This window comes from Bacillus cihuensis (assembly GCF_000504145.1).
GTDB classification, from domain to species: Bacteria; Bacillota; Bacilli; order Bacillales; family DSM-1321; genus Peribacillus; species Peribacillus huizhouensis.
In genome coordinates this window covers 320,585-339,392 of sequence record NZ_KI632497.1, presented here as the reverse complement: position 1 = coordinate 339,392, position 18,808 = coordinate 320,585, and the positions used below count along the sequence as shown (strand labels likewise).

Below are 18,808 nucleotides of genomic sequence, written 5' to 3'. Positions count from 1 at the left end.
TAATGAAAAATTCTGAAATTATTTCGTTCTGGTTTTTGGATAGTTTTTTATGTTATAGTGAAACCTATCGTAAAGGTTTTATACTAGAAAGGAGTGGGAGTATGTCTCAATTACAAGGCATTCTTACTAGATTAAAAAATCTTCAGGAGCAAGCACAGGAAACTGAATCTGCTCAGCGTTTTTTTGAAATAGATGGAATATTAAAATGTCAGGTTACATATTTCAGTAAAACGGAAATGTTTGAGTTAGAAGTGTTTAATGAAAAAAGCAAATCCTCTAAATATCAATTTGATAATATTGATATGATTACCATTGAAATTTTTGATCTTTTGCAATCTTAAATTGATTACAAAACATAATAAAAGTCGACGGCAAATGCTGTCGGCTTTTTTTGTGTGAAAAAAATTATACATAATTGAATAAATGTTATTTTGTTTGTGTGAAATCGGGTCAAACTAAAGTATTCTAACTAAATGGAGGGAATGAGATTTGGAAAAGCCAACTGTAATATGTCCGCAATGTAAATGTAAAAATGAGATGAGTAAGGTATTAACAGCTCAGTCTAATCAAAACGTCATTTTCGAGTGTCCAGAGTGTGGATATATGCAAAAGAATATTGAAACGAACAAGGGATGACAGAAGATCAGCATTAATCCCGTATTAACGGGCAATAAGACCTTCTACCGATAGAAGTTTCATTTTATATGTCAATTCAAGAAGCAAGTTTTCTTTACCTATGATACACTATAAGTGTAGATGAAATAATGACTTATTAGGTAAGGGGTTTTGACATGATCCGTATTCATGATGGGAACTTACTGGAGTTAAACGTGAAAGACTTAATGATCCCTTCTGAACGTGTCGCACACGTCCAGATTGGCAATAATTTAGAGCATACGCTACTTGTTTTGACAAAGAGCGGATATACAGCCATCCCTGTATTAGATCCTACGTATAAGCTACATGGTCTTATTAGTACACCAGTCATACTCGATTCGATCTTAGGAATGCAGCGGATTGAATTTGAAAAGCTGGAAAATAAAAAGGTTTCTGAAATTATGAATAAAGATATTCCTCGGCTCCATGTTGATGATAAAATGGATAAAGGTCTCAAACTCTTGATTGACCAACCTTTTGTATGTGTTCAAAATGATGAGGAGACTTTTGAAGGAATTCTTACAAGAAGAGCTATATTAAAAGAATTAAATAAAGATCCGCAATCTCCATCTAAATAATAAATTAAGCTCCCTTTTGGGGGCTATTTTTATCTAGCATTAACGGGGGAAGAACCCCCTCACCTCAAGGCTTAGAGGAATCGAAGAAGCATAGGTGGGGGATAACTGCCCGTAAAGCCCGATTGGTGAACCAATCGGGATCGTACTGTCGATTGATTGATGCGGTAGCGAAGATCTGAACGTCTGTAGATCGGAACTAAAAATCAGCAGGGATGAAGTATACCCCTACTGATTGAAGTTTCACTTTATTCTATTTGGCCGTTTTCGAAAAATTTGTTGCTTTGATTTATATTTACACTACTCTTGGGTTGATTTCTGTTACAGTAGTCGCATTCTGCGGGCGGCCTCAGGAGCCTCCACAGTACTTTGCGCTTGAGAGGCCTCCCTCAACACGCTTCTCCCACAGGAGTCTCGCACCTACTACTACAATCAATATCTGCTCGAATTGCTTACTTGTTAAAAACAACAATCTTTAGGAAGAGCCTGCTATCTTAACAGGAGGTTTCCCTTTTTAATTTTAAGGTGAAAATGGGACAAAATAGGCAAGCGACTATTCTGACTCAACTCCTAATAAGGGAGTCTATATCGCTTTTTGGAGGCATAGTCAGTAAGCCAAAGATAGGTCTACATCCCAAAAGAGAAAAAGCTTTAGGAACGTAGGAGTTTAACTTTATAAGGAGAATAATTAGTGATACTATGGTTTCATAATTATTCTGTTATATGAAAAACGAATCAAGGTGTTGAAAATATGTCATTTTCGGAGTTTCAATTATTATCTGTTTTAGCACAAGAAATGAATATGCGTAAAGCTGCAGAACGCTTATTCGTCTCGCAGCCTGCCTTGTCCCAGCGATTACAATCGATTGAAAAGGATTGGAATGCTAAATTATTTCTTCGATCACAAAAGGGGCTTACATTAACACCTGCTGGGGAAGCTGTTATTCGATTAGCTAATGATGTTCTAGAAAAAGAAGAAAAAGTCAGAGAAAGTATACAGGCTATGGATCATGAAGTATATGGAACATTAAAGATTGCCTGTGCCTCAATTGTTGGCCAAAATTGGCTGCCGCAAGTTCTGAAGAAATTTGTCCGGAAATACCCTTATGCCAAAATCTCACTTGTTACTGGTTGGAGCAGTGAAATATTAAAATCATTATATGATGGACAAGTACATATTGGGATTATTCGTGGAGCGCCTGATTGGAAAGGCTATAAACAGCATTTATTCACAGATATGTTGTACCTGGTTGATACCGAAATGAATAACCTGGAGCAAGTGCTTAAAACAGATCGACCGTTCATTCAGTTTAAGAGTGATTCAAACTATTATCAGGAAATTCAAGATTGGTGGCATCGTCATTTTCAAACGACACCTAAGAACACAATTATTGTTGATCAAATTGAAACATGTAAGCAAATGGTTTTCAATGGCATCGGTTATGCTATTCTTCCAGCAATAACCCTTCATGATAAAGATCAAAATATATTTAAAATTCCCCTTCTAGACGGGCAAAATCATTCGATTCAGCGAGATACATGGCTTTGCGGATATGAATCTGCATTTCAATTGAAGCAAGTAAAAGCATTTGAAGAGATTGTTAATGAACATATACTCACGCAAGGTCTAGGGTGAAATATGTATTTTCTTGTTTTTTAACGGTACTTTTGATAAATTAAAGACCAATGATTTATACATAGTAGGGGGATTTCACATGAAAATGACGGATGCAAATGAGATTATTTCTTTTATCCAAAATAGCACGAAATCTACACCAGTAAAAGTTTATGTTAAAGGGGATTTGGAAGGAATCGATTTTGGTCCTTCAGCTAAAACATTTATTAGTGGCCATGCAGGAACAGTTTTTGGAGAATGGTCTGAAATAAATGAAGCAATCCAAAAAAATCAAGGTAAAATTACTGACTATATAATTGAAAACAGCCGTAGGAACTCCGCGATTCCATTATTGGATATGAAAAATATTAAAGCCCGAATTGAGCCAGGTGCCATTATTCGTGAACAGGTTGAAATAGGAGACCATGCCGTAATTATGATGGGGGCTACGATTAATATTGGTGCAGTTATTGGAGAAGGTACGATGATTGATATGAATGCAGTGCTTGGTGGTCGTGCAACGGTCGGGAAGAATTGTCACGTAGGTGCTGGAGCCGTACTAGCAGGTGTTATCGAACCGCCATCTGCAAAACCGGTTATTTTGGAAGATGATGTACTAATTGGAGCGAATGCAGTCGTTCTTGAAGGAGTGACAATCGGACAAGGTTCTGTTGTTGCAGCTGGCGCAGTGGTGACGCAAGATATTCCTTCGTACTCTGTTGCCGCAGGAGTTCCAGCAAAAGTAATAAAAGTAATCGATGAAAAAACAAAATCGAAAACAGAGATCATACAAGAACTACGTCAATTATAAGTTTAATTTCATTATATTTTGAAGTATCAGCAGTCATTTCATGTTTAAGAATGCCATTATAAGCAAGTATCTCTTAAAAGGAAATAAAGGTGCAGTAAAGCGTGGATAGTTCAATGATCCACGCTTTACTTGTATAAGGAGGAAAATGAATGGCTGAAGTAGAGTCGCTACTGAATCCTTTTGTAAAAATTCGCAGAGACCTTCATAAAATACCTGAAATTGGGTTTAAGGAATTTAAGACTCAAAAATATTTATTGGATTATTTATCTACATTGCCGCAGGACAGATTTGAACTGGAAACATGGGAAACCGGAATATTTGTAAAAATAATCGGTAAAAATCCCAAAAAAGTAATTGGCTATCGAGCAGATATGGATGGGTTGCCGATCAAAGAGCAGACTGGTTTACCATTTTGTTCAGAGCATGATAACTATATGCATGCTTGCGGTCATGATTTTCATATGAGTATTGCTCTTGGAGTTTTACATTATTTAGTGTTTACCCCTATAGATGATCATGTTTTGTTTATTTTTCAGCCTGCTGAGGAAGGTCCTGGTGGTGCAGAACCAATGTTGAAATCAGAACCAATGAAAAAGTGGATGCCGGATATAATAATAGCTTTACATATCGCTCCAGAATATCCTATAGGGACAATTGCACTAAAAGAAGGACTTTTATTTGCTAATACTTCAGAACTTTTCATTGAATTGAAAGGAAAAGGTGGACATGCTGCCTATCCGCATGAAACAAATGATATGGTTGTTGCTGCATGTTCCCTTGTCGGTCAGTTGCAATCGATTGTTTCTCGAAATGTCAATCCACTTGATTCAGCAGTGGTTACGATTGGTAAAATTAGCGGAGGCAGTGTTCAAAATATTATTGCTGAAACAGCGAGGCTGGAGGGGACAATCCGTACTTTGAATGAAGATTCAATGGTAAAAGTGAAAACGCGGATTGAACAGCTTCTCGAAGGGATTATGGTCGGTTATGCATGTGAAGGATCAATTGATTATGGATCCATGTACCATCAAGTTTTTAATGAAGAAGAGCTCACAAGGGAATTTATTGAGTTTGCAAAAAAAGAACCTGGAATACAGGTATATTCCTGTAAAGAAGCGATGACAGGAGAAGATTTTGGCTATATGTTGAAGGAAATTCCAGGATTTATGTTTTGGCTAGGGGTCAATTCAACATATGGGCTACATCATGCTAAGTTAAACCCAGATGAAAAGGCGATTGAAAAAGCAATTAAACTACTAACTAATTATATAAGATACAAAGGGTCGAATGAATAATAAAAAGACATAAGTGTTATCCTCCCAATAAAGGGATATTCATTCCTGTTAAGTTCTCGTATTGAAAATGCTTTTATTCATTTATCCCACATTTTACGGGCAGTACCCCCACCTCAATGTTTAGCAGAGTCGAAGAAAGCGCAAGTGGGGGATGACTGATTGAAGTTTCCCTTTATTATGATAAAATAGCAGTGCATCAAGTTAGTTTGTTGGAGGTAGGATTCGTGAAAAAAGAATTTGCGGTAATTGGACTTGGTCGATTTGGAGGCAGTATTGTAAGAGCTCTCATTGAGGAGGGGATGGAAGTACTTGCGATTGATATGAATGAGGATCGGGTTAATGAATATGCGATGATTGCTTCACATGCAGTTATTGGAGATACAACAGAAGAAAATGTTCTAAAAAGCCTTGGAATCCGAAATTTCGATCATGTGATTGTCGCAATTGGTGACAATATTCAATCAAGTATTTTAACGACTTTAATGTTAAAGGAATTAGGTGTCGAAAACATAACAGTGAAGGCACAAAATGATTATCACGAGAAGGTATTGATAAAAATTGGTGCAGATCATGTTGTTCATCCAGAGAGAGATATGGGAAAACGTATTGCGCATAGTATTGTATCGAATAATGTTCTCGATTATTTAGAGTTGTCTGATGAACATTCAATCGTCGAAATTGTGGCAAGTCCTAAAATAGAAGGTAAAACCATTATTGATCTTGATATAAGGGCACGCTTTGGCATTAATATAGTTGCTGTAAAAAGAGGTGGAGAAATCGTTGTATCCCCTCAAGGGAATGATCCGATTCACAAAGGGGACATATTAATTGTCATTGGAGCCGACTCAGATATTAACCGTTTTGAAAAAAAGACTGTAGATTAAGAATAAAAGAGAAAAATATTTAGGACTTCGGCTAAGATCCACCACGCTCATTATGTGAACGTCGAAGTAAGTGCAACTCGAGCGAATGTTCTCCAATATAGAAAGACGAAACACTTGTTTTTCAAATCATAGTAAAAAAGTACCTCATTCAATTGAATGAGGTACTTTTTTACTAATTTTATTTATCCCTCATTAACGGAAAGTCAAGCCCTTAGAGGAATCGAAGAAGCGTCGATGGGGGATAACTGGCCGTAAACGAGACTGACTATTATTGGGGGAAGTTTGAATTTATACTTCCATAATAATTGGTAATATCATTGGACGGCGTTTGGTTTTTTCATACAGGAATGGAGAAAGAGTGTCTGTAATCTCATTTTTAATTTCAGACCATTGTGTTGTCTTCCGCTCCATTACTTTATTAAGGTGCTTTGAGATGAGTGCCTGGGCATCGTTAATTAAGTCACCTGATTCTCGCATATATACAAAGCCTCTTGAGATAATATCTGGACCAGCGGCAATCCTGAAGTCTTTCATATTGATGCTTACAACCACGACAACAAGTCCTTCTTCTGAAAGAATGCGACGGTCACGTAAGACGATATTACCGATATCACCAATCCCGCTACCATCAATGTAAACGGAACCTGATGGGATCTTTCCAGCCACTTGTGCTGTATTTTCACTTAAGGCTAGCACTTCACCATTATCCATGATGAAACAGTTTTCCTCTGGAACACCACAGTCAATGGCATGCTGGCTGTGCAATTTTTGCATCCGATATTCACCGTGAATCGGCATGAAGAACTTTGGCTTAATTAAACGAAGCATAAGCTTTTGTTCCTGTTGTCCGCCATGACCTGACGTATGAATGTTACTAAGTGGTCCACTGATCACGTCGGCACCAGCACGGTATAATTGATTAATAGTCCTTGATACACTAAGTGTGTTTCCAGGAATCGGTGAAGATGAGAATACAACAGTATCTCCTGGGATAATTTGGATTTGACGATGTGTACCGTTAGCAATTCTTGATAGGGCTGCCATAGGCTCACCTTGGCTACCTGTACATAGAATCGTTACACGGTTTGCAGGCAATCGATTGATTTGCTGAGCGTCAATAAAAGTATCTTTAGGTGCCACGATATACCCTAAATCTTGTCCAATTGTAATCGCTGCTTCCATACTTCTACCGAAAACTGCAACTTTTCGTCCGTTTTTAACAGCTGCTTCAACTACTTGTTGCAGTCTGTGAATATTAGAAGCAAAAGTAGCGAAAATAATTCGACCTTCCACTTTACGGAAAATATCATCGATACTCTCACCTACGCGACGTTCCGACATTGTAAATGTCTGAACTTCACTATTTGTACTATCAGATAATAGGCATAGAACGCCTTCTTTTCCTATTTCAGCCATCTTTGTTAAATTAGCAGGCTCTCCTACAGGAGTGAAATCGAATTTAAAGTCTCCTGTATGAACAATTTGTCCTGGTGGAGTTTTAACAACGATCCCATAAGAATCAGGGATACTGTGAGATGTTCTGAAAAAAGAAACGGATGTCTTTCGGAATTTAATCACATCATCTTCTTGAATTTCATGTAATTTTGTTTGACGCAGAAGACCATGCTCTTCTAGTTTATTACGTAACAAACCTAATGCCAATTTTCCACCATATACAGGGATGTTAATGGCTTTTAATAAATAGGGAATTCCACCTATATGGTCTTCATGTCCATGGGTAATAAAAAGTCCCTTAATTTTATCAACATTTTTTACTAAATACGTATAGTCTGGAATCACGTAGTCGATTCCCAGAAGCTCGTCTTCTGGAAATTTAATGCCTGCATCAATAATTACAATTTCATCCTGAAATTGTACTGCATACGTATTTTTCCCAATTTCACCTAGGCCGCCGAGTGCATAAACGGCAGTTTGGTCATTTTTAACAAATTTCATAAATTATCCTAACTCCAATACTTTAAAATCTTCTTTATTATTCTTTTCATATTCATAATATGCCCCAGTAACCGTCTCAACATATTCGATATTATAAGGAAAGTCCTTTATTTTTTCGCGAACATCTCTCTCCGAATCTCCTTCAACATAAATAGATTGAGTATGCTCTCTTACGGGTACATTTTTTGAATTTTCTTGGTAGTAAACTTTAAAAACCATTACATTCTCTCCTCTTCTTTTTAAATTGCTTGTTTCATTATATATAAAAAAAACAATTTTTTCATGTTTTAGAACATCATGTGAACCTTGAAACGATTAAGTGTAAGTGCGAAGTCCTCTTCTATCCATTCATTTCCGTTCATTAGGTCTATATTGCACTTTACACAAGCAAGAAGCCCTTCGCAAGTATTTGAAGGGCTATATCAAATAATTTTATGCGATTGATTTCCTTTTTAATAGATCATTCCATTGTTTACGTAGCTTTTTGCGCAGCTTTTTCAACATGGTGATCACTCCCTTGTCTTTTATTGTATAGAATAATTAAATAAAGTAAATACATTTTTCCTAGTTAATGGGAATTATCAAAAAAAAACAACTGATGCCCAGCTTTGACCGATGATGGAAGTAGTTATAGTATATACATAGTATAAAAAATCTCTTGTGCTAAATAATGGATGAAATATACATAGCTTAATGGAAGATTCTTGACAGATATGAAAACGCAGTTTTAAATAAGAATGATATTATTATAATGGATTGGATGTGTAGAAGAAGTTATGCAGAAAATTGTTTTTTTTGATATAGATGGAACATTGCTTGATCACGAGAAGACATTGCCTGCATCGACTAAGGCTGCTATTAAGCAACTGCAAGAGAATGGAGTTTATGTTGCGATTGCTACTGGAAGAGCACCATTTATGTTCGAATCCTTAAGAGAAGAATTGGACATTGAGTCGTTTGTTAGCTTCAACGGTCAATATGTTGTGTTTGAAAATGAAGTGATATACAAAAACCCACTTTCATTCAATGAACTGGAGCGTTTGCATGAAATGGCTAGAGAGAACGAAGAGACCTCGCTTGTGTTTATGAATGAAAAAACGATGAAGGCAAGTGTTATTCACAGCGATAGAATCGAAGAAGCGTTAGGAACATTGAAATTCCCACATCCAGAACGTCAAGATGACTTTTATCATGATAAAGAAATATATCAAGCCCTTTATTTTTGTACAGCGGAAGAAGAAGAAGCGCTGATTACTGGAAAGTTTGATAAATTCAAATTTATTCGCTGGCATGACTTATCTATTGATGTATTACCGTTTGGTGGTTCAAAAGCAGAAGGAATTAAACAGTTTGTTAAGAAAGCTGGATTTGACATGGAAAATGTCTATGCATTCGGTGATGGTTTGAATGATATTGAAATGCTTGAAACAGTTGGACATGGAGTAGCTATGGGAAATGCAGTGGACGAAGTTAAAAAACACGCGGATTTTGTTACAAAAGATGTTAGTGAAGAAGGTATCCTGTATGGCTTACGTCAAGTTGGACTAATATAAAAAATCGGGTTCTCTAATCAGGGTCTGACCAAGCACTCTACATTCAGTAAATAAACTGAATGTAGAGTGCTTGGTCAGACCCTACTAATGGGACAAACTTTTTTATTTGAGTTTAATCCCGCATTAACTGGCAATAAAACCTCTCTGATTGATGTTTCATTTGATCATCGCTCAAGTGGTGTTGCCTCAGCAGAAATATCGAACGGGTCGATTTCATTAATATGATCATAAAACATGATGCCATTTAGATGGTCAATTTCATGCTGGAAAACGATAGCAGGCAACCCTTTTAGTTTAACTGTTATTTCTTCGCCGTTTAAGTCCACACCTTTAACGGTTATTTTGGCGTATCTTGGAACGAAGCCTGGAAAGGGGCGATCAACAGATAAGCAACCTTCTCCATTAGTCAGATAAGTTAGCGCTTTTGAGTGCCTAAGGATTTTTGGATTAAATAATGCATAACTATAGAGTTTACCTTCTGAATCTTTTACATGAACAGCTATCATCCGTTTTGGTACATTAATTTGGGGAGCTGCAAGCCCGATGCCTGGCCGAAGTCCAAATTCTTTTGCCTTGTCGGGGTCTTGACTGTTAATCACATAGTCAAGCATACTTGATAAAATTTCGCGTTCTTCCTCAGAAGCTGGTAAGTTTACTTCCCCCGCTTTACTACGAAGTGTTGGATGACCCTCCCTAATGATATCTTCCATTGTAATCATATAATTCGCCCTTCTTTCTTAAATATATCCAGAGTTAGAAATATTAGCTGTAATCCCACTTGGATTGGGGATATGCTGTATATGTATTAATAAAGATAGTTTATCAAAGATTAGTCAAATAGTTAATGAAATGAAAGTGTTAATGGCATGTTTTTTATGCTTCACTTTTGGGTAATACAAAAAAAGATTCAATGAGGGGGAAGCTATTACATATACACTTCCCCTGAAAGGATACTTGAATAAGTTAAACTTAGTTATCCCTTAATAAAATAAAGAGGTTAAAGATTTATTGTGGGTTAACAAAAACAAGCACCAACGATAATCAATAGAATGAAGAGTACGACAATTAATGCAAATCCGCTTCCAAATCCGCAGCCGCCTCCATATCCGCAGCCGCCTCCGCCATACCCATAACTGGGATAAGTCTCAACTGGATAACAGCAGGTATCTCCATAGCCACCATAATACATAAAGGATCCCTCCGTTTTGTTAATTCCATCATTCCATATAGAGTGATGTACTAACAACCTATGCAAAGAAGATAAAATGGTCTGGGCTAATGCCTAATCATAAAGAGTTATGACAAGTCATATATTCAAGTGATACTGGACAAATTGAATTTGCAATTAGTTGTAAGGGAAACGGGATATATGGGTAGAAGTTAGTTGTCAAAAACTGACGATTTCCAGTATAGTAGTTTATATAGAGATTAGGGGGAGTTTAACAATGAGTAAGTTTATTAAATGGACTGTGTTATGTTTGGTGTTAGGTGGAGTCCTCTTGGGATGTACAGCTAAAAACTCTCCAGAAGAACAAATATATCAAATACTCGAAGCGGCTGTGAAGTTAGAAAAAAACTATGAAGAGCAAAAACAGCCTATTACTGAACTGGAGAATAAAGAAAAAGAATACTACAACACGATTCTTAAACTTGGCATGAGGGAGTTTGACCAAATCGTTAAACTATCGAATGAGGCCATCAATAATATTGAAAAACGAAAAGAGCTTCTTAAAAAAGAAAGAGAAAGTCTTCTTGCATCTCAAGAAAAATTTAAGCAAATAGATGCTAAAATAAACGACATTAAGGACCCAAATCTAAAAAAAGAAGCAGAAAAATTAAAGGTGACTATGGATGAAAGGTATGCAGCACATGAAAAACTTTATGCTTCATATAAGGAAAGTTTAGAGTTGGATCAAGAGTTATATACTCTTTTCCAAAAAGAGGACTTGAGAATGGATGAATTAGAAGCACAAATTGAGAAGATTAATCAATCTTACCAAGCGGTGATTGAAGCAAACGATGATTTTAATAAAAAAACGAATCAATATAATGAGGATAAACTGAAATTCTATAAAGATGCAGAGATTGAGGTTTCAGATACGAAAGAAGCTAAATAAAATAAAACATATGCATTTACTAAGTAAACCGACTCAGATTTTGAGCGGTTTTTTGTTTTTATCCCACATTAACGGTCAATCCCCCCACTGATGGAAATTGTGCATTATGGATATAATAATTTTGTGAAGTTGTGTAATGATAGTATAGGGGAGTCGGAAAAAATGTAAAGAAATGGGGAGAAAAACATTTTTAAAAAAGGTAGCGCATACATCTGTCGTAAAACAGTTTCTCTTTTATAGTACAGATATTATAATTATAGTATAACAGTTTTATCAATGATAAATTTTCTAAAAAGAATTATCGATTGAAAACTTATTTATATAGGTTGTTGTAATTGACTATGCTTATTTGGTGAGGTACACTTAACTATGGATAAAGCATTGTATCATTTTAATATTAGTTTTTACTGATACAGAATATCGAGAAGAAAAAAACCCAGTGAATGTTTGCATTTACTATTGTTGGGAAAAATACATTGGTATTTCATTTAGACTTTTAGAAATGAAGAATGCTTTACAAAATATAACCTTTTTATTGAAAGGATGAGGTGGCACAGATGGCTTCTAAAGCAAATCAAGCTAATTTTGATGTCAAGAAACAGTTTGAAACAGTTGAAGAACAGTTTCAAACATTACAAATTTTAAATGAAGAAGGCGAAATCGTAAACGAAGCAGCAATGCCTGAGTTAACAGATGAGCAATTACAAGAACTTATGAGAAGAATGGTTTATACACGTATTCTTGATCAACGTTCTATATCTTTAAACCGTCAAGGAAGATTAGGTTTCTATGCGCCAACAGCTGGACAAGAAGCTTCTCAACTTGCATCACAATTTGCACTCGAAAAAGAAGACTTTATCCTACCAGGATATCGTGATGTTCCACAATTAATCTGGCATGGTTTGCCGCTTTCACAAGCGTTTTTATTCTCTCGTGGCCACTTTAAAGGAAACCAAATTCCTGAAGGTGTAAATGTTATTTCTCCACAAATCATTATCGGAGCTCAATACATTCAAGCAGCGGGTGTTGCTCTTGGAATGAAGAAACGTGGTACAAAAGCAGTAGCAATTACTTATACAGGTGATGGCGGTACTTCACAAGGTGACTTCTATGAAGGAATCAACTTTGCTGGTGCATTTAAAGCTCCTGCGATCTTTATTATTCAAAACAACCGTTTTGCGATTTCTACCCCTGTAGAAAAACAATCAGCGTCTAAAACATTGGCACAAAAAGCAGTTGCTGCTGGTATTCCTGGTGTTGTAGTAGATGGAATGGACCCACTTGCTGTTTACAAAGCTGTAAAAGATGCACGTGAGCGCGCAATTAACGGAGAAGGACCTACACTTATCGAAACATTAACATACCGTTATGGTCCACATACAATGGCTGGTGATGATCCGACTCGCTACCGTACATCAGACCTAGATAACGAATGGGAATTGAAAGATCCTCTTGTTCGCTTCCGTAAATTCCTTGAAGCTAAAGGTTTATGGACTGAAGAGATGGAAAATGAAACAATTGAGAAGGCAAAAGAAGAAATTAAAGAAGCAATTAAAGTTGCGGATGCAGAGCCTAAACAAACGGTAACTGATTTAATTTCAAATATGTTCGAAGAGATGCCTTACAATTTGAAAGAACAATACGAAATCTACAAAGAAAAGGAGTCGAAGTAAGCCATGGCTCAAATGACGATGATTCAAGCTATTACAGATGCGTTACGCACTGAATTAAAAAACGATGAAAATGTTCTTGTTTTCGGTGAAGACGTTGGTAAAAACGGCGGGGTATTCCGTGCTACGGAAAACTTGCAAAAAGAATTCGGCGAAGATCGTGTATTTGATACTCCGCTTGCAGAGTCTGGGATTGGTGGTATTGCTATCGGTCTAGGATTACAAGGATACCGCCCAGTTCCTGAAATTCAATTCTTTGGTTTCTTATTTGAAGTAATGGATTCTGTTGCAGGACAAATGTCTCGTATGCGTTACCGTTCTGGCGGCCGTTACAATTCACCAATCACAATTCGTTCTCCTTTTGGTGGTGGTGTTCATACACCAGAAATGCACGCGGACAGCCTTGAAGGGTTGATGGCACAAACACCAGGATTGAAAGTAGTCATTCCTTCATCTCCATATGATGCAAAAGGTTTACTTATTTCTTCAATCCGTGATAATGATCCTGTCATCTTCCTTGAGCATATGAAATTATACCGCTCTTTCCGTGAAGATGTGCCAGAAGAAGAATACACAATTCCTCTAGGCGTTGCTTCTGTGAAACGTGAAGGGAAAGATCTATCGATTATTACTTACGGAGCTATGGTTCAAGAATCAATCAAAGCTGCAGAAGAGTTAGAAAAAGAAGGATATTCAGTAGAAGTCATCGACCTACGTACGATTGCTCCACTTGATATTGACACAATCATTGCATCTGTTGAAAAAACAGGCCGTGCAATTGTTGTTCAAGAAGCACAAAAACAAGCTGGTATCGCGGCGAACGTTGTAGCGGAAATTAATGACCGCGCAATTCTTAGCCTAGACGCACCGGTATTACGTGTAACAGCAGCGGATACTGTATTCGCATTCTCACAAGCTGAACCAGTTTGGCTTCCTAACTACAAGGATGTTATCGAAACTGCGAAAAAAGTGTTAAACTTCTAATTGTTTTTTTAAAATTACTGAAATCCGGTCCTACTTCATTTAATAGATACCGGATTTTAGGCTTTATGCAAAAATACTCGAATTATGTAACATAAATTCCTTTTTTTCAGACAATATGTATGATTAAATTATAGGAGGTTGAGACTAAATGGCATTTCAATTTAGACTCCCTGATATCGGTGAAGGTATACACGAGGGTGAAATAGTAAAATGGTTTGTAAAGCCAGGGGATAAAGTTCAAGAAGATGACGTGCTTTGTGAAGTACAAAACGATAAAGCCGTTGTTGAAATCCCATCACCAGTAACAGGTACAGTTGAAGAAGTACATGTAGAAGAAGGAACTGTAGCGATTGTAGGAGATATCTTAATCTCTTTTGACGCTCCAGGATATGAAGATCTTCAATTCAAAGGTGACCATGGTGAAGAGTCTAGCACTAAAGAAGTCGAAGCGGCTCAAGAAGTGAAAAGTGAAGAGGCGCCTAAACAAGAAGTGCAAGCGGAAGTAGATTCTAACCGTCGTATTATTGCGATGCCTTCTGTTCGTAAATACGCTCGTGAAAAAGGTGTAGACATTCGTCAAGTTGCAGGTAGCGGTGATAATGGACGCGTTTTAAAAGGCGACATTGATTCATTCTTATCTGGTGGAACTACAGCACCAGCTGCTGCACAAGCTGAAACTGTTACAACAGAAGAAAAAGTAACAGCTAAACCGCAAGCTCCATCAATTCCTGCCGGTCAATATCCAGAAACACGTGAGAAAATGAGCGGAATTAGAAAAGCGATTGCTAAAGCAATGGTGAATTCTAAGCATACAGCTCCTCATGTTACATTAATGGATGAAATTGATGTGACAAAACTTGTTGCTCATCGTAAGAAGTTTAAAGAGGTTGCAGCACAAAAAGGAATCAAACTTACATTCCTTCCTTATGTTGTAAAAGCATTAACAAGTGCCTTACGTGAATTCCCAGCACTTAATACATCACTTGATGACGCTACAAGTGAAATCGTTCATAAGCATTATTATAATATCGGTATTGCGGCTGACACTGAGAAAGGTCTTCTTGTTCCTGTTGTTAAAGATGCGGATCGCAAATCTACATTTGCTATCTCAAATGAAATTAACGAACTTGGAGCAAAAGCTCGTGACGGTAAATTAGCTCCTGACGAAATGAAAGGTGCTTCTTGTACGATTAGTAATATCGGTTCTGCGGGTGGACAATGGTTCACACCAGTTATCAACCATCCTGAAGTAGCTATTTTAGGAATTGGTCGTATTGCAGAAAAACCTGTAGTACGTGATGGTGAAATTGTTGCAGCTCCAGTATTGTCATTATCATTAAGCTTTGACCACCGCATGATTGATGGTGCAACAGCTCAAAATGCATTAAATCACATTAAAAAATTGCTTAACGACCCAGAACTATTGTTAATGGAGGCGTAATAACATGGTAGTAGGAGATTTTCCAATTGAAACAGATACTTTAGTCATCGGTGCCGGTCCTGGTGGCTATGTTGCCGCTATTCGTGCTGCACAACTTGGACAAAAAGTAACAATTGTTGAAAAAGGAACGGTCGGTGGAGTTTGCTTAAATGTAGGCTGTATCCCGTCAAAAGCACTTATTGCAGCAGGTCATCGTTTTCATGAAGCTAAGCATTCAGAAGACATGGGGATTACTGCTGAAAATGTAAGCCTGGACTTCTCAAAAGTACAAGCTTTTAAATCATCAGTTGTAAATAAATTAACAGGTGGAGTAAGTGGACTTTTAAAAGGAAACAAAATTGAAGTTGTTAGCGGAGAAGCGTATTTTGTTGATGCAAATAATGTTCGTGTTATGACTGAAACATCTGCACAAACATATACATTCAAAAACGCAATCATTGCTACTGGTTCAACTCCAATTGAACTACCTACTTTTAAATATTCAAAACGCGTAATCAACTCAACTGGAGCTCTTTCACTTGAGGAAGTTCCATCTTCATTAGTTGTAATTGGTGGAGGAGTTATTGGGATTGAACTTGGTGGCGCTTATGCAAATATGGGTACTAAATTAACGATTCTTGAAGGAACAGAAGATATTCTTTCAGGTGGTTATGAAAAACAAATGACTGCATTGGTTAAGAAAAACTTGAAGAAGCACGGTGCAGAAATTGTTACAAAAGCACTTGCAAAAGGCGTTGAAGAAACAGATAATGGTGTGATTGTAACATATGAAGTAAATGGCCAAGAATCGAAAATCGAAGCTGATTATGTATTAGTAACGGTTGGTCGTCGTCCAAATACAGATGAAATTGGTCTTGAACAAGTAGGGATTAAACTTACTGACAGAGGCTTAATTGAAATCGATAAACAATGCCGCACAAATGTTAACAACATTTATGCAATTGGTGATGTCGTATCAGGTCCTCAATTAGCGCATAAAGCTTCGTACGAAGGTAAAATTGCTGCTGAGGCGATTGCTGGACAAGCTTCAGAGATCGATTATTTGGGTATCCCTGCAGTTGTATTCTCTGAGCCGGAACTTGCTACAGTTGGTCACACTGAGCAATCAGCAAAAGAAGAGGGTCTTGATGCTAAAGCTTCTAAATTCCCATTCGCTGCAAATGGCCGTGCGCTTTCACTGAACAATACAGATGGATTTATGAAACTAATCACTCGTAAAGAAGATGGTTTAGTGATCGGTGCTCAAATTGCTGGTCCTAGTGCATCTGATATGATTGCTGAGCTTGGTCTTGCTATCGAAGCTGGAATGACAGCTGAAGATATCGCTATGACGATCCATGCTCACCCATCATTAGGTGAAATTACAATGGAAGCTGCAGAAGTGGCTTTAGGAATGCCTATCCACATTGTAAAATAACAAAACAAAAAAAACACATCCGATCTATTTCGGATGTGTTTTTTATTTTCGGTAATATGCATGTAAAGAGAAAGCACTTCTCATTTTTAATGGTATTTATCCCGCATTAATAGAGACCCCAAATCACAAGCGTATGAGGAACTTAATGAAGGTAAGGGATAAACTACCCGTATATGGCCGATTGGTGAGATACATGAAACTTTGCACACACAAGTTGTAGGGGGCACATAGAAGAAGACGTAAGGACACAGTGTACTAAGTCTGTATGTTCGTAGTATCTACTTTATCTAGGTGCGCGAAGGTATTAAAGACACTAGAACGAGATTAACCAATAGTCGGGATGAAGGAAAAGCCCCATTGGATTCTTATAAATAATATGAATCATAATTATTGATATGTTACATATAATGGGTCACACAATTAGAAGTACAGCCTCTATTAAGAATAAAAGCGTTTAAAATGTTTGGATGGGGATAAATTAAATACAATACTTTTCTAAAAAGCTGGTCTTGACTCTATATTACGATTAACTGTTTCTGGTATATATAATGCTGTCCATTTCATTTGACTGGAGTTGAGTTGATTGAAGAATTACGTAGTGTTTCTTTTTCAATTAATTGTATGGAGCGGGTATACTGTTGTTGAATGGCTTTCAATGCATGATAAGTTTTTGTTTAAAGTGTTGATGTTCTTTATCTTTTCATACTTAGCGATATATATAGGTAAGGTTATCTTAAAATCGAATAAACAAACATGGATCGTTACTGGTGTAAGTTTAGCCTGTTATGCAATTATTCAAGTTTTGCTACAAACAATTTTACCAATAACATAGAGGAAAACTACGGACAAAAGAATTTCATTTTTAAAAATATAAATGGACTTTAGGAAAACGGTTACGAAATAATCACTCCAAAGAATATGAACCTCCTTGACCGTGTAAGGAATAAATTAATTTAAATGTATATTTTTATCCTGCATAAACGATCAATAAAATCCCCGCAGTATGAAGTTTCACTTTATGTACTCCCAAAAATTTGTAATAAAAATAATAGTCGTAAATAAATTGTTTGATGCATAAATAATACCTAATCTTTTATTTACTTTCCACATTTATGGCGCGTATTAAAAAAATAAATGTGACATACAATTAATGCTTGAATTATTAATTGTGTTATATTATTATGAAGTTAATAAGTTGTTAAAGCGTTTTCAATTTAGTTTGAGGGGAGTTTTAGAAATGGGTACAATAGTTTGTCAAACATGTAATGGAACAATTGAACATTTCGAAGATGAAAAAGTGAGTGTACTTTATGCGCTTTGCAACCACTGCGATAGTAAAAAAGAAGAAGATGAATTAGTAGAATTTTAATGATGATCTTTATAAAAATAAGAGGCTAACCAGATGGTTAGCCTTATTTTTATATTATTAATTCGAAAAGAAAGCCAAGAAGGCAAGTGGTTTGAAGTTTCGCTGTATCTTGCCAATCGGTATCGTATTATCGATTGATAGAAGCAAAAGCAAAGATCTTAGTGATAGTAGTATACCGACTAACAATCAGTGGGGAATTAAGCAACTCCCCACCGATTGAAGATTCACTTTATCGCGGTTTAACAGGCTGTAAAATTTGCTTATTGTAAAGGTACAAAGGGTAAACAGCCTGTAAATCCCCGATTGGTTCAACTAACCATCAGTGGAACCCCCCCACTGATGGAAGATTCACTTTATCCCGGTTTAATAGGCTGTAAAATTTCCTTATTGTAAAGGTAGAAGAAGGGTAAACAGCCTGTAAATCCCCGATTGGTTCAACTAACCATCAGTCGGGGATAAAGCCC

At 36.7% G+C, this 18,808-nt stretch carries 18 protein-coding genes; 14 read left to right on the top strand and 4 right to left on the bottom strand.

The window, feature by feature from the left end; all coding sequences use genetic code 11:
• The first annotated feature begins 101 nt into the window (after positions 1 to 101).
• The 6 genes from V179_RS0119865 to V179_RS0119830 all read left to right on the top strand — a co-directional run bounded on the left by V179_RS0119865 (position 102) and on the right by V179_RS0119830 (position 5,837).
• Positions 102 to 341: a DUF1797 family protein gene (locus tag V179_RS0119865; protein ID WP_028393020.1), complete on the top strand. Its 240-nt coding sequence runs from the start codon at positions 102 to 104 to the stop codon at positions 339 to 341.
• A 450-nt stretch (positions 342 to 791) separates the two neighbouring features.
• Positions 792 to 1,235 carry a cyclic-di-AMP-binding protein CbpB gene (cbpB, locus tag V179_RS0119855; protein ID WP_028393019.1) on the top strand — a complete coding sequence of 148 codons (444 nt, stop codon included), beginning with the start codon at positions 792 to 794 and terminating at the stop codon, positions 1,233 to 1,235.
• Positions 1,236 to 1,983: 748 nt separating this feature from the next.
• Positions 1,984 to 2,868, top strand: a complete 885-nt coding sequence (locus V179_RS0119845; RefSeq protein WP_028393018.1) for a LysR family transcriptional regulator — start codon at positions 1,984 to 1,986, stop codon at positions 2,866 to 2,868.
• 79 nt (positions 2,869 to 2,947) lie between these two features.
• A complete protein-coding gene (dapD, locus tag V179_RS0119840; RefSeq protein ID WP_028393017.1) occupies positions 2,948 to 3,658 on the top strand; it encodes a 2,3,4,5-tetrahydropyridine-2,6-dicarboxylate N-acetyltransferase in 711 nt (236 codons plus the stop codon).
• Positions 3,659 to 3,807: 149 nt separating this feature from the next.
• Positions 3,808 to 4,953 (top strand): N-acetyldiaminopimelate deacetylase, encoded by a 1,146-nt coding sequence (locus V179_RS0119835; protein WP_028393016.1) that lies wholly within the window; start codon positions 3,808 to 3,810, stop codon positions 4,951 to 4,953.
• A gap of 224 nt (positions 4,954 to 5,177) precedes the next feature.
• Positions 5,178 to 5,837 (top strand): potassium channel family protein, encoded by a 660-nt coding sequence (locus tag V179_RS0119830; RefSeq protein ID WP_028393015.1) that lies wholly within the window; start codon positions 5,178 to 5,180, stop codon positions 5,835 to 5,837.
• A gap of 288 nt (positions 5,838 to 6,125) precedes the next feature.
• On the opposite strand, the gene rnjA is transcribed toward V179_RS0119830, so the two are convergent.
• Together rnjA and V179_RS0119820 are read right to left on the bottom strand one after the other, a co-directional pair.
• Entirely contained in the window at positions 6,126 to 7,793 is a 1,668-nt protein-coding gene (rnjA, locus tag V179_RS0119825) for a ribonuclease J1 (protein WP_028393014.1), read from the bottom strand.
• Positions 7,794 to 7,796: 3 nt separating this feature from the next.
• Positions 7,797 to 8,012 (bottom strand): DNA-dependent RNA polymerase subunit epsilon, encoded by a 216-nt coding sequence (locus tag V179_RS0119820; protein ID WP_028393013.1) that lies wholly within the window; start codon positions 8,010 to 8,012, stop codon positions 7,797 to 7,799.
• Positions 8,013 to 8,569: 557 nt separating this feature from the next.
• Between V179_RS0119820 and V179_RS0119815 the strand changes: the two genes are divergently transcribed.
• The gene (locus V179_RS0119815; protein ID WP_028393012.1) at positions 8,570 to 9,346 is read left to right on the top strand and encodes a Cof-type HAD-IIB family hydrolase; all 777 of its coding nucleotides are present in this window, start codon (positions 8,570 to 8,572) and stop codon (positions 9,344 to 9,346) included.
• A gap of 164 nt (positions 9,347 to 9,510) precedes the next feature.
• On the opposite strand, the gene def is transcribed toward V179_RS0119815, so the two are convergent.
• Both def and V179_RS32245 read right to left on the bottom strand, forming a co-directional pair.
• Entirely contained in the window at positions 9,511 to 10,065 is a 555-nt protein-coding gene (gene def / locus V179_RS0119810; protein ID WP_028393011.1) for a peptide deformylase, read from the bottom strand.
• A gap of 296 nt (positions 10,066 to 10,361) precedes the next feature.
• Positions 10,362 to 10,535 (bottom strand): YjcZ family sporulation protein, encoded by a 174-nt coding sequence (locus V179_RS32245; RefSeq protein WP_084552442.1) that lies wholly within the window; start codon positions 10,533 to 10,535, stop codon positions 10,362 to 10,364.
• 256 nt (positions 10,536 to 10,791) lie between these two features.
• Here V179_RS32245 and V179_RS0119800 point away from each other — a divergent pair, with 256 nt between their 5' ends.
• The 7 genes from V179_RS0119800 to V179_RS0119770 all read left to right on the top strand — a co-directional run bounded on the left by V179_RS0119800 (position 10,792) and on the right by V179_RS0119770 (position 18,344).
• On the top strand, positions 10,792 to 11,463 hold the full coding sequence (locus V179_RS0119800; RefSeq protein ID WP_034302057.1) for a YkyA family protein: 672 nt from the start codon (positions 10,792 to 10,794) through the stop codon (positions 11,461 to 11,463).
• Between the two features lie 557 nt (positions 11,464 to 12,020).
• The gene (pdhA, locus tag V179_RS0119795) at positions 12,021 to 13,136 is read left to right on the top strand and encodes a pyruvate dehydrogenase (acetyl-transferring) E1 component subunit alpha (protein ID WP_028393009.1); all 1,116 of its coding nucleotides are present in this window, start codon (positions 12,021 to 12,023) and stop codon (positions 13,134 to 13,136) included.
• A gap of 3 nt (positions 13,137 to 13,139) precedes the next feature.
• Positions 13,140 to 14,117, top strand: a complete 978-nt coding sequence (locus V179_RS0119790) for an alpha-ketoacid dehydrogenase subunit beta (protein WP_028393008.1) — start codon at positions 13,140 to 13,142, stop codon at positions 14,115 to 14,117.
• Positions 14,118 to 14,265: 148 nt separating this feature from the next.
• On the top strand, positions 14,266 to 15,558 hold the full coding sequence (locus tag V179_RS0119785; protein WP_028393007.1) for a dihydrolipoamide acetyltransferase family protein: 1,293 nt from the start codon (positions 14,266 to 14,268) through the stop codon (positions 15,556 to 15,558).
• Positions 15,559 to 15,562: 4 nt separating this feature from the next.
• Positions 15,563 to 16,975: a dihydrolipoyl dehydrogenase gene (gene lpdA / locus V179_RS0119780; protein ID WP_028393006.1), complete on the top strand. Its 1,413-nt coding sequence runs from the start codon at positions 15,563 to 15,565 to the stop codon at positions 16,973 to 16,975.
• Between the two features lie 583 nt (positions 16,976 to 17,558).
• Entirely contained in the window at positions 17,559 to 17,807 is a 249-nt protein-coding gene (locus V179_RS0119775; protein ID WP_028393005.1) for a hypothetical protein, read from the top strand.
• Between the two features lie 405 nt (positions 17,808 to 18,212).
• A complete protein-coding gene (locus tag V179_RS0119770; protein WP_028393004.1) occupies positions 18,213 to 18,344 on the top strand; it encodes a GapA-binding peptide SR1P in 132 nt (43 codons plus the stop codon).
• Positions 18,345 to 18,808 lie beyond the last annotated feature (464 nt).

Coding starts and splice junctions, on each gene's coding strand:
- V179_RS0119820 (WP_028393013.1), bottom strand. CDS start 8,012: ATGGTTTTTAAAGTTTACTACCAAGAAAATTCAAAAAATGTACCCGTA.
- def (WP_028393011.1), bottom strand. CDS start 10,065: ATGATTACAATGGAAGATATCATTAGGGAGGGTCATCCAACACTTCGT.
- V179_RS0119770 (WP_028393004.1), top strand. CDS start 18,213: ATGGGTACAATAGTTTGTCAAACATGTAATGGAACAATTGAACATTTC.
- rnjA (WP_028393014.1), bottom strand. CDS start 7,793: ATGAAATTTGTTAAAAATGACCAAACTGCCGTTTATGCACTCGGCGGC.
- V179_RS0119835 (WP_028393016.1), top strand. CDS start 3,808: ATGGCTGAAGTAGAGTCGCTACTGAATCCTTTTGTAAAAATTCGCAGA.
- V179_RS0119865 (WP_028393020.1), top strand. CDS start 102: ATGTCTCAATTACAAGGCATTCTTACTAGATTAAAAAATCTTCAGGAG.
- dapD (WP_028393017.1), top strand. CDS start 2,948: ATGAAAATGACGGATGCAAATGAGATTATTTCTTTTATCCAAAATAGC.
- V179_RS32245 (WP_084552442.1), bottom strand. CDS start 10,535: ATGTATTATGGTGGCTATGGAGATACCTGCTGTTATCCAGTTGAGACT.
- V179_RS0119790 (WP_028393008.1), top strand. CDS start 13,140: ATGGCTCAAATGACGATGATTCAAGCTATTACAGATGCGTTACGCACT.
- V179_RS0119815 (WP_028393012.1), top strand. CDS start 8,570: ATGCAGAAAATTGTTTTTTTTGATATAGATGGAACATTGCTTGATCAC.
- V179_RS0119845 (WP_028393018.1), top strand. CDS start 1,984: ATGTCATTTTCGGAGTTTCAATTATTATCTGTTTTAGCACAAGAAATG.
- pdhA (WP_028393009.1), top strand. CDS start 12,021: ATGGCTTCTAAAGCAAATCAAGCTAATTTTGATGTCAAGAAACAGTTT.
- V179_RS0119800 (WP_034302057.1), top strand. CDS start 10,792: ATGAGTAAGTTTATTAAATGGACTGTGTTATGTTTGGTGTTAGGTGGA.
- lpdA (WP_028393006.1), top strand. CDS start 15,563: ATGGTAGTAGGAGATTTTCCAATTGAAACAGATACTTTAGTCATCGGT.
- V179_RS0119785 (WP_028393007.1), top strand. CDS start 14,266: ATGGCATTTCAATTTAGACTCCCTGATATCGGTGAAGGTATACACGAG.
- cbpB (WP_028393019.1), top strand. CDS start 792: ATGATCCGTATTCATGATGGGAACTTACTGGAGTTAAACGTGAAAGAC.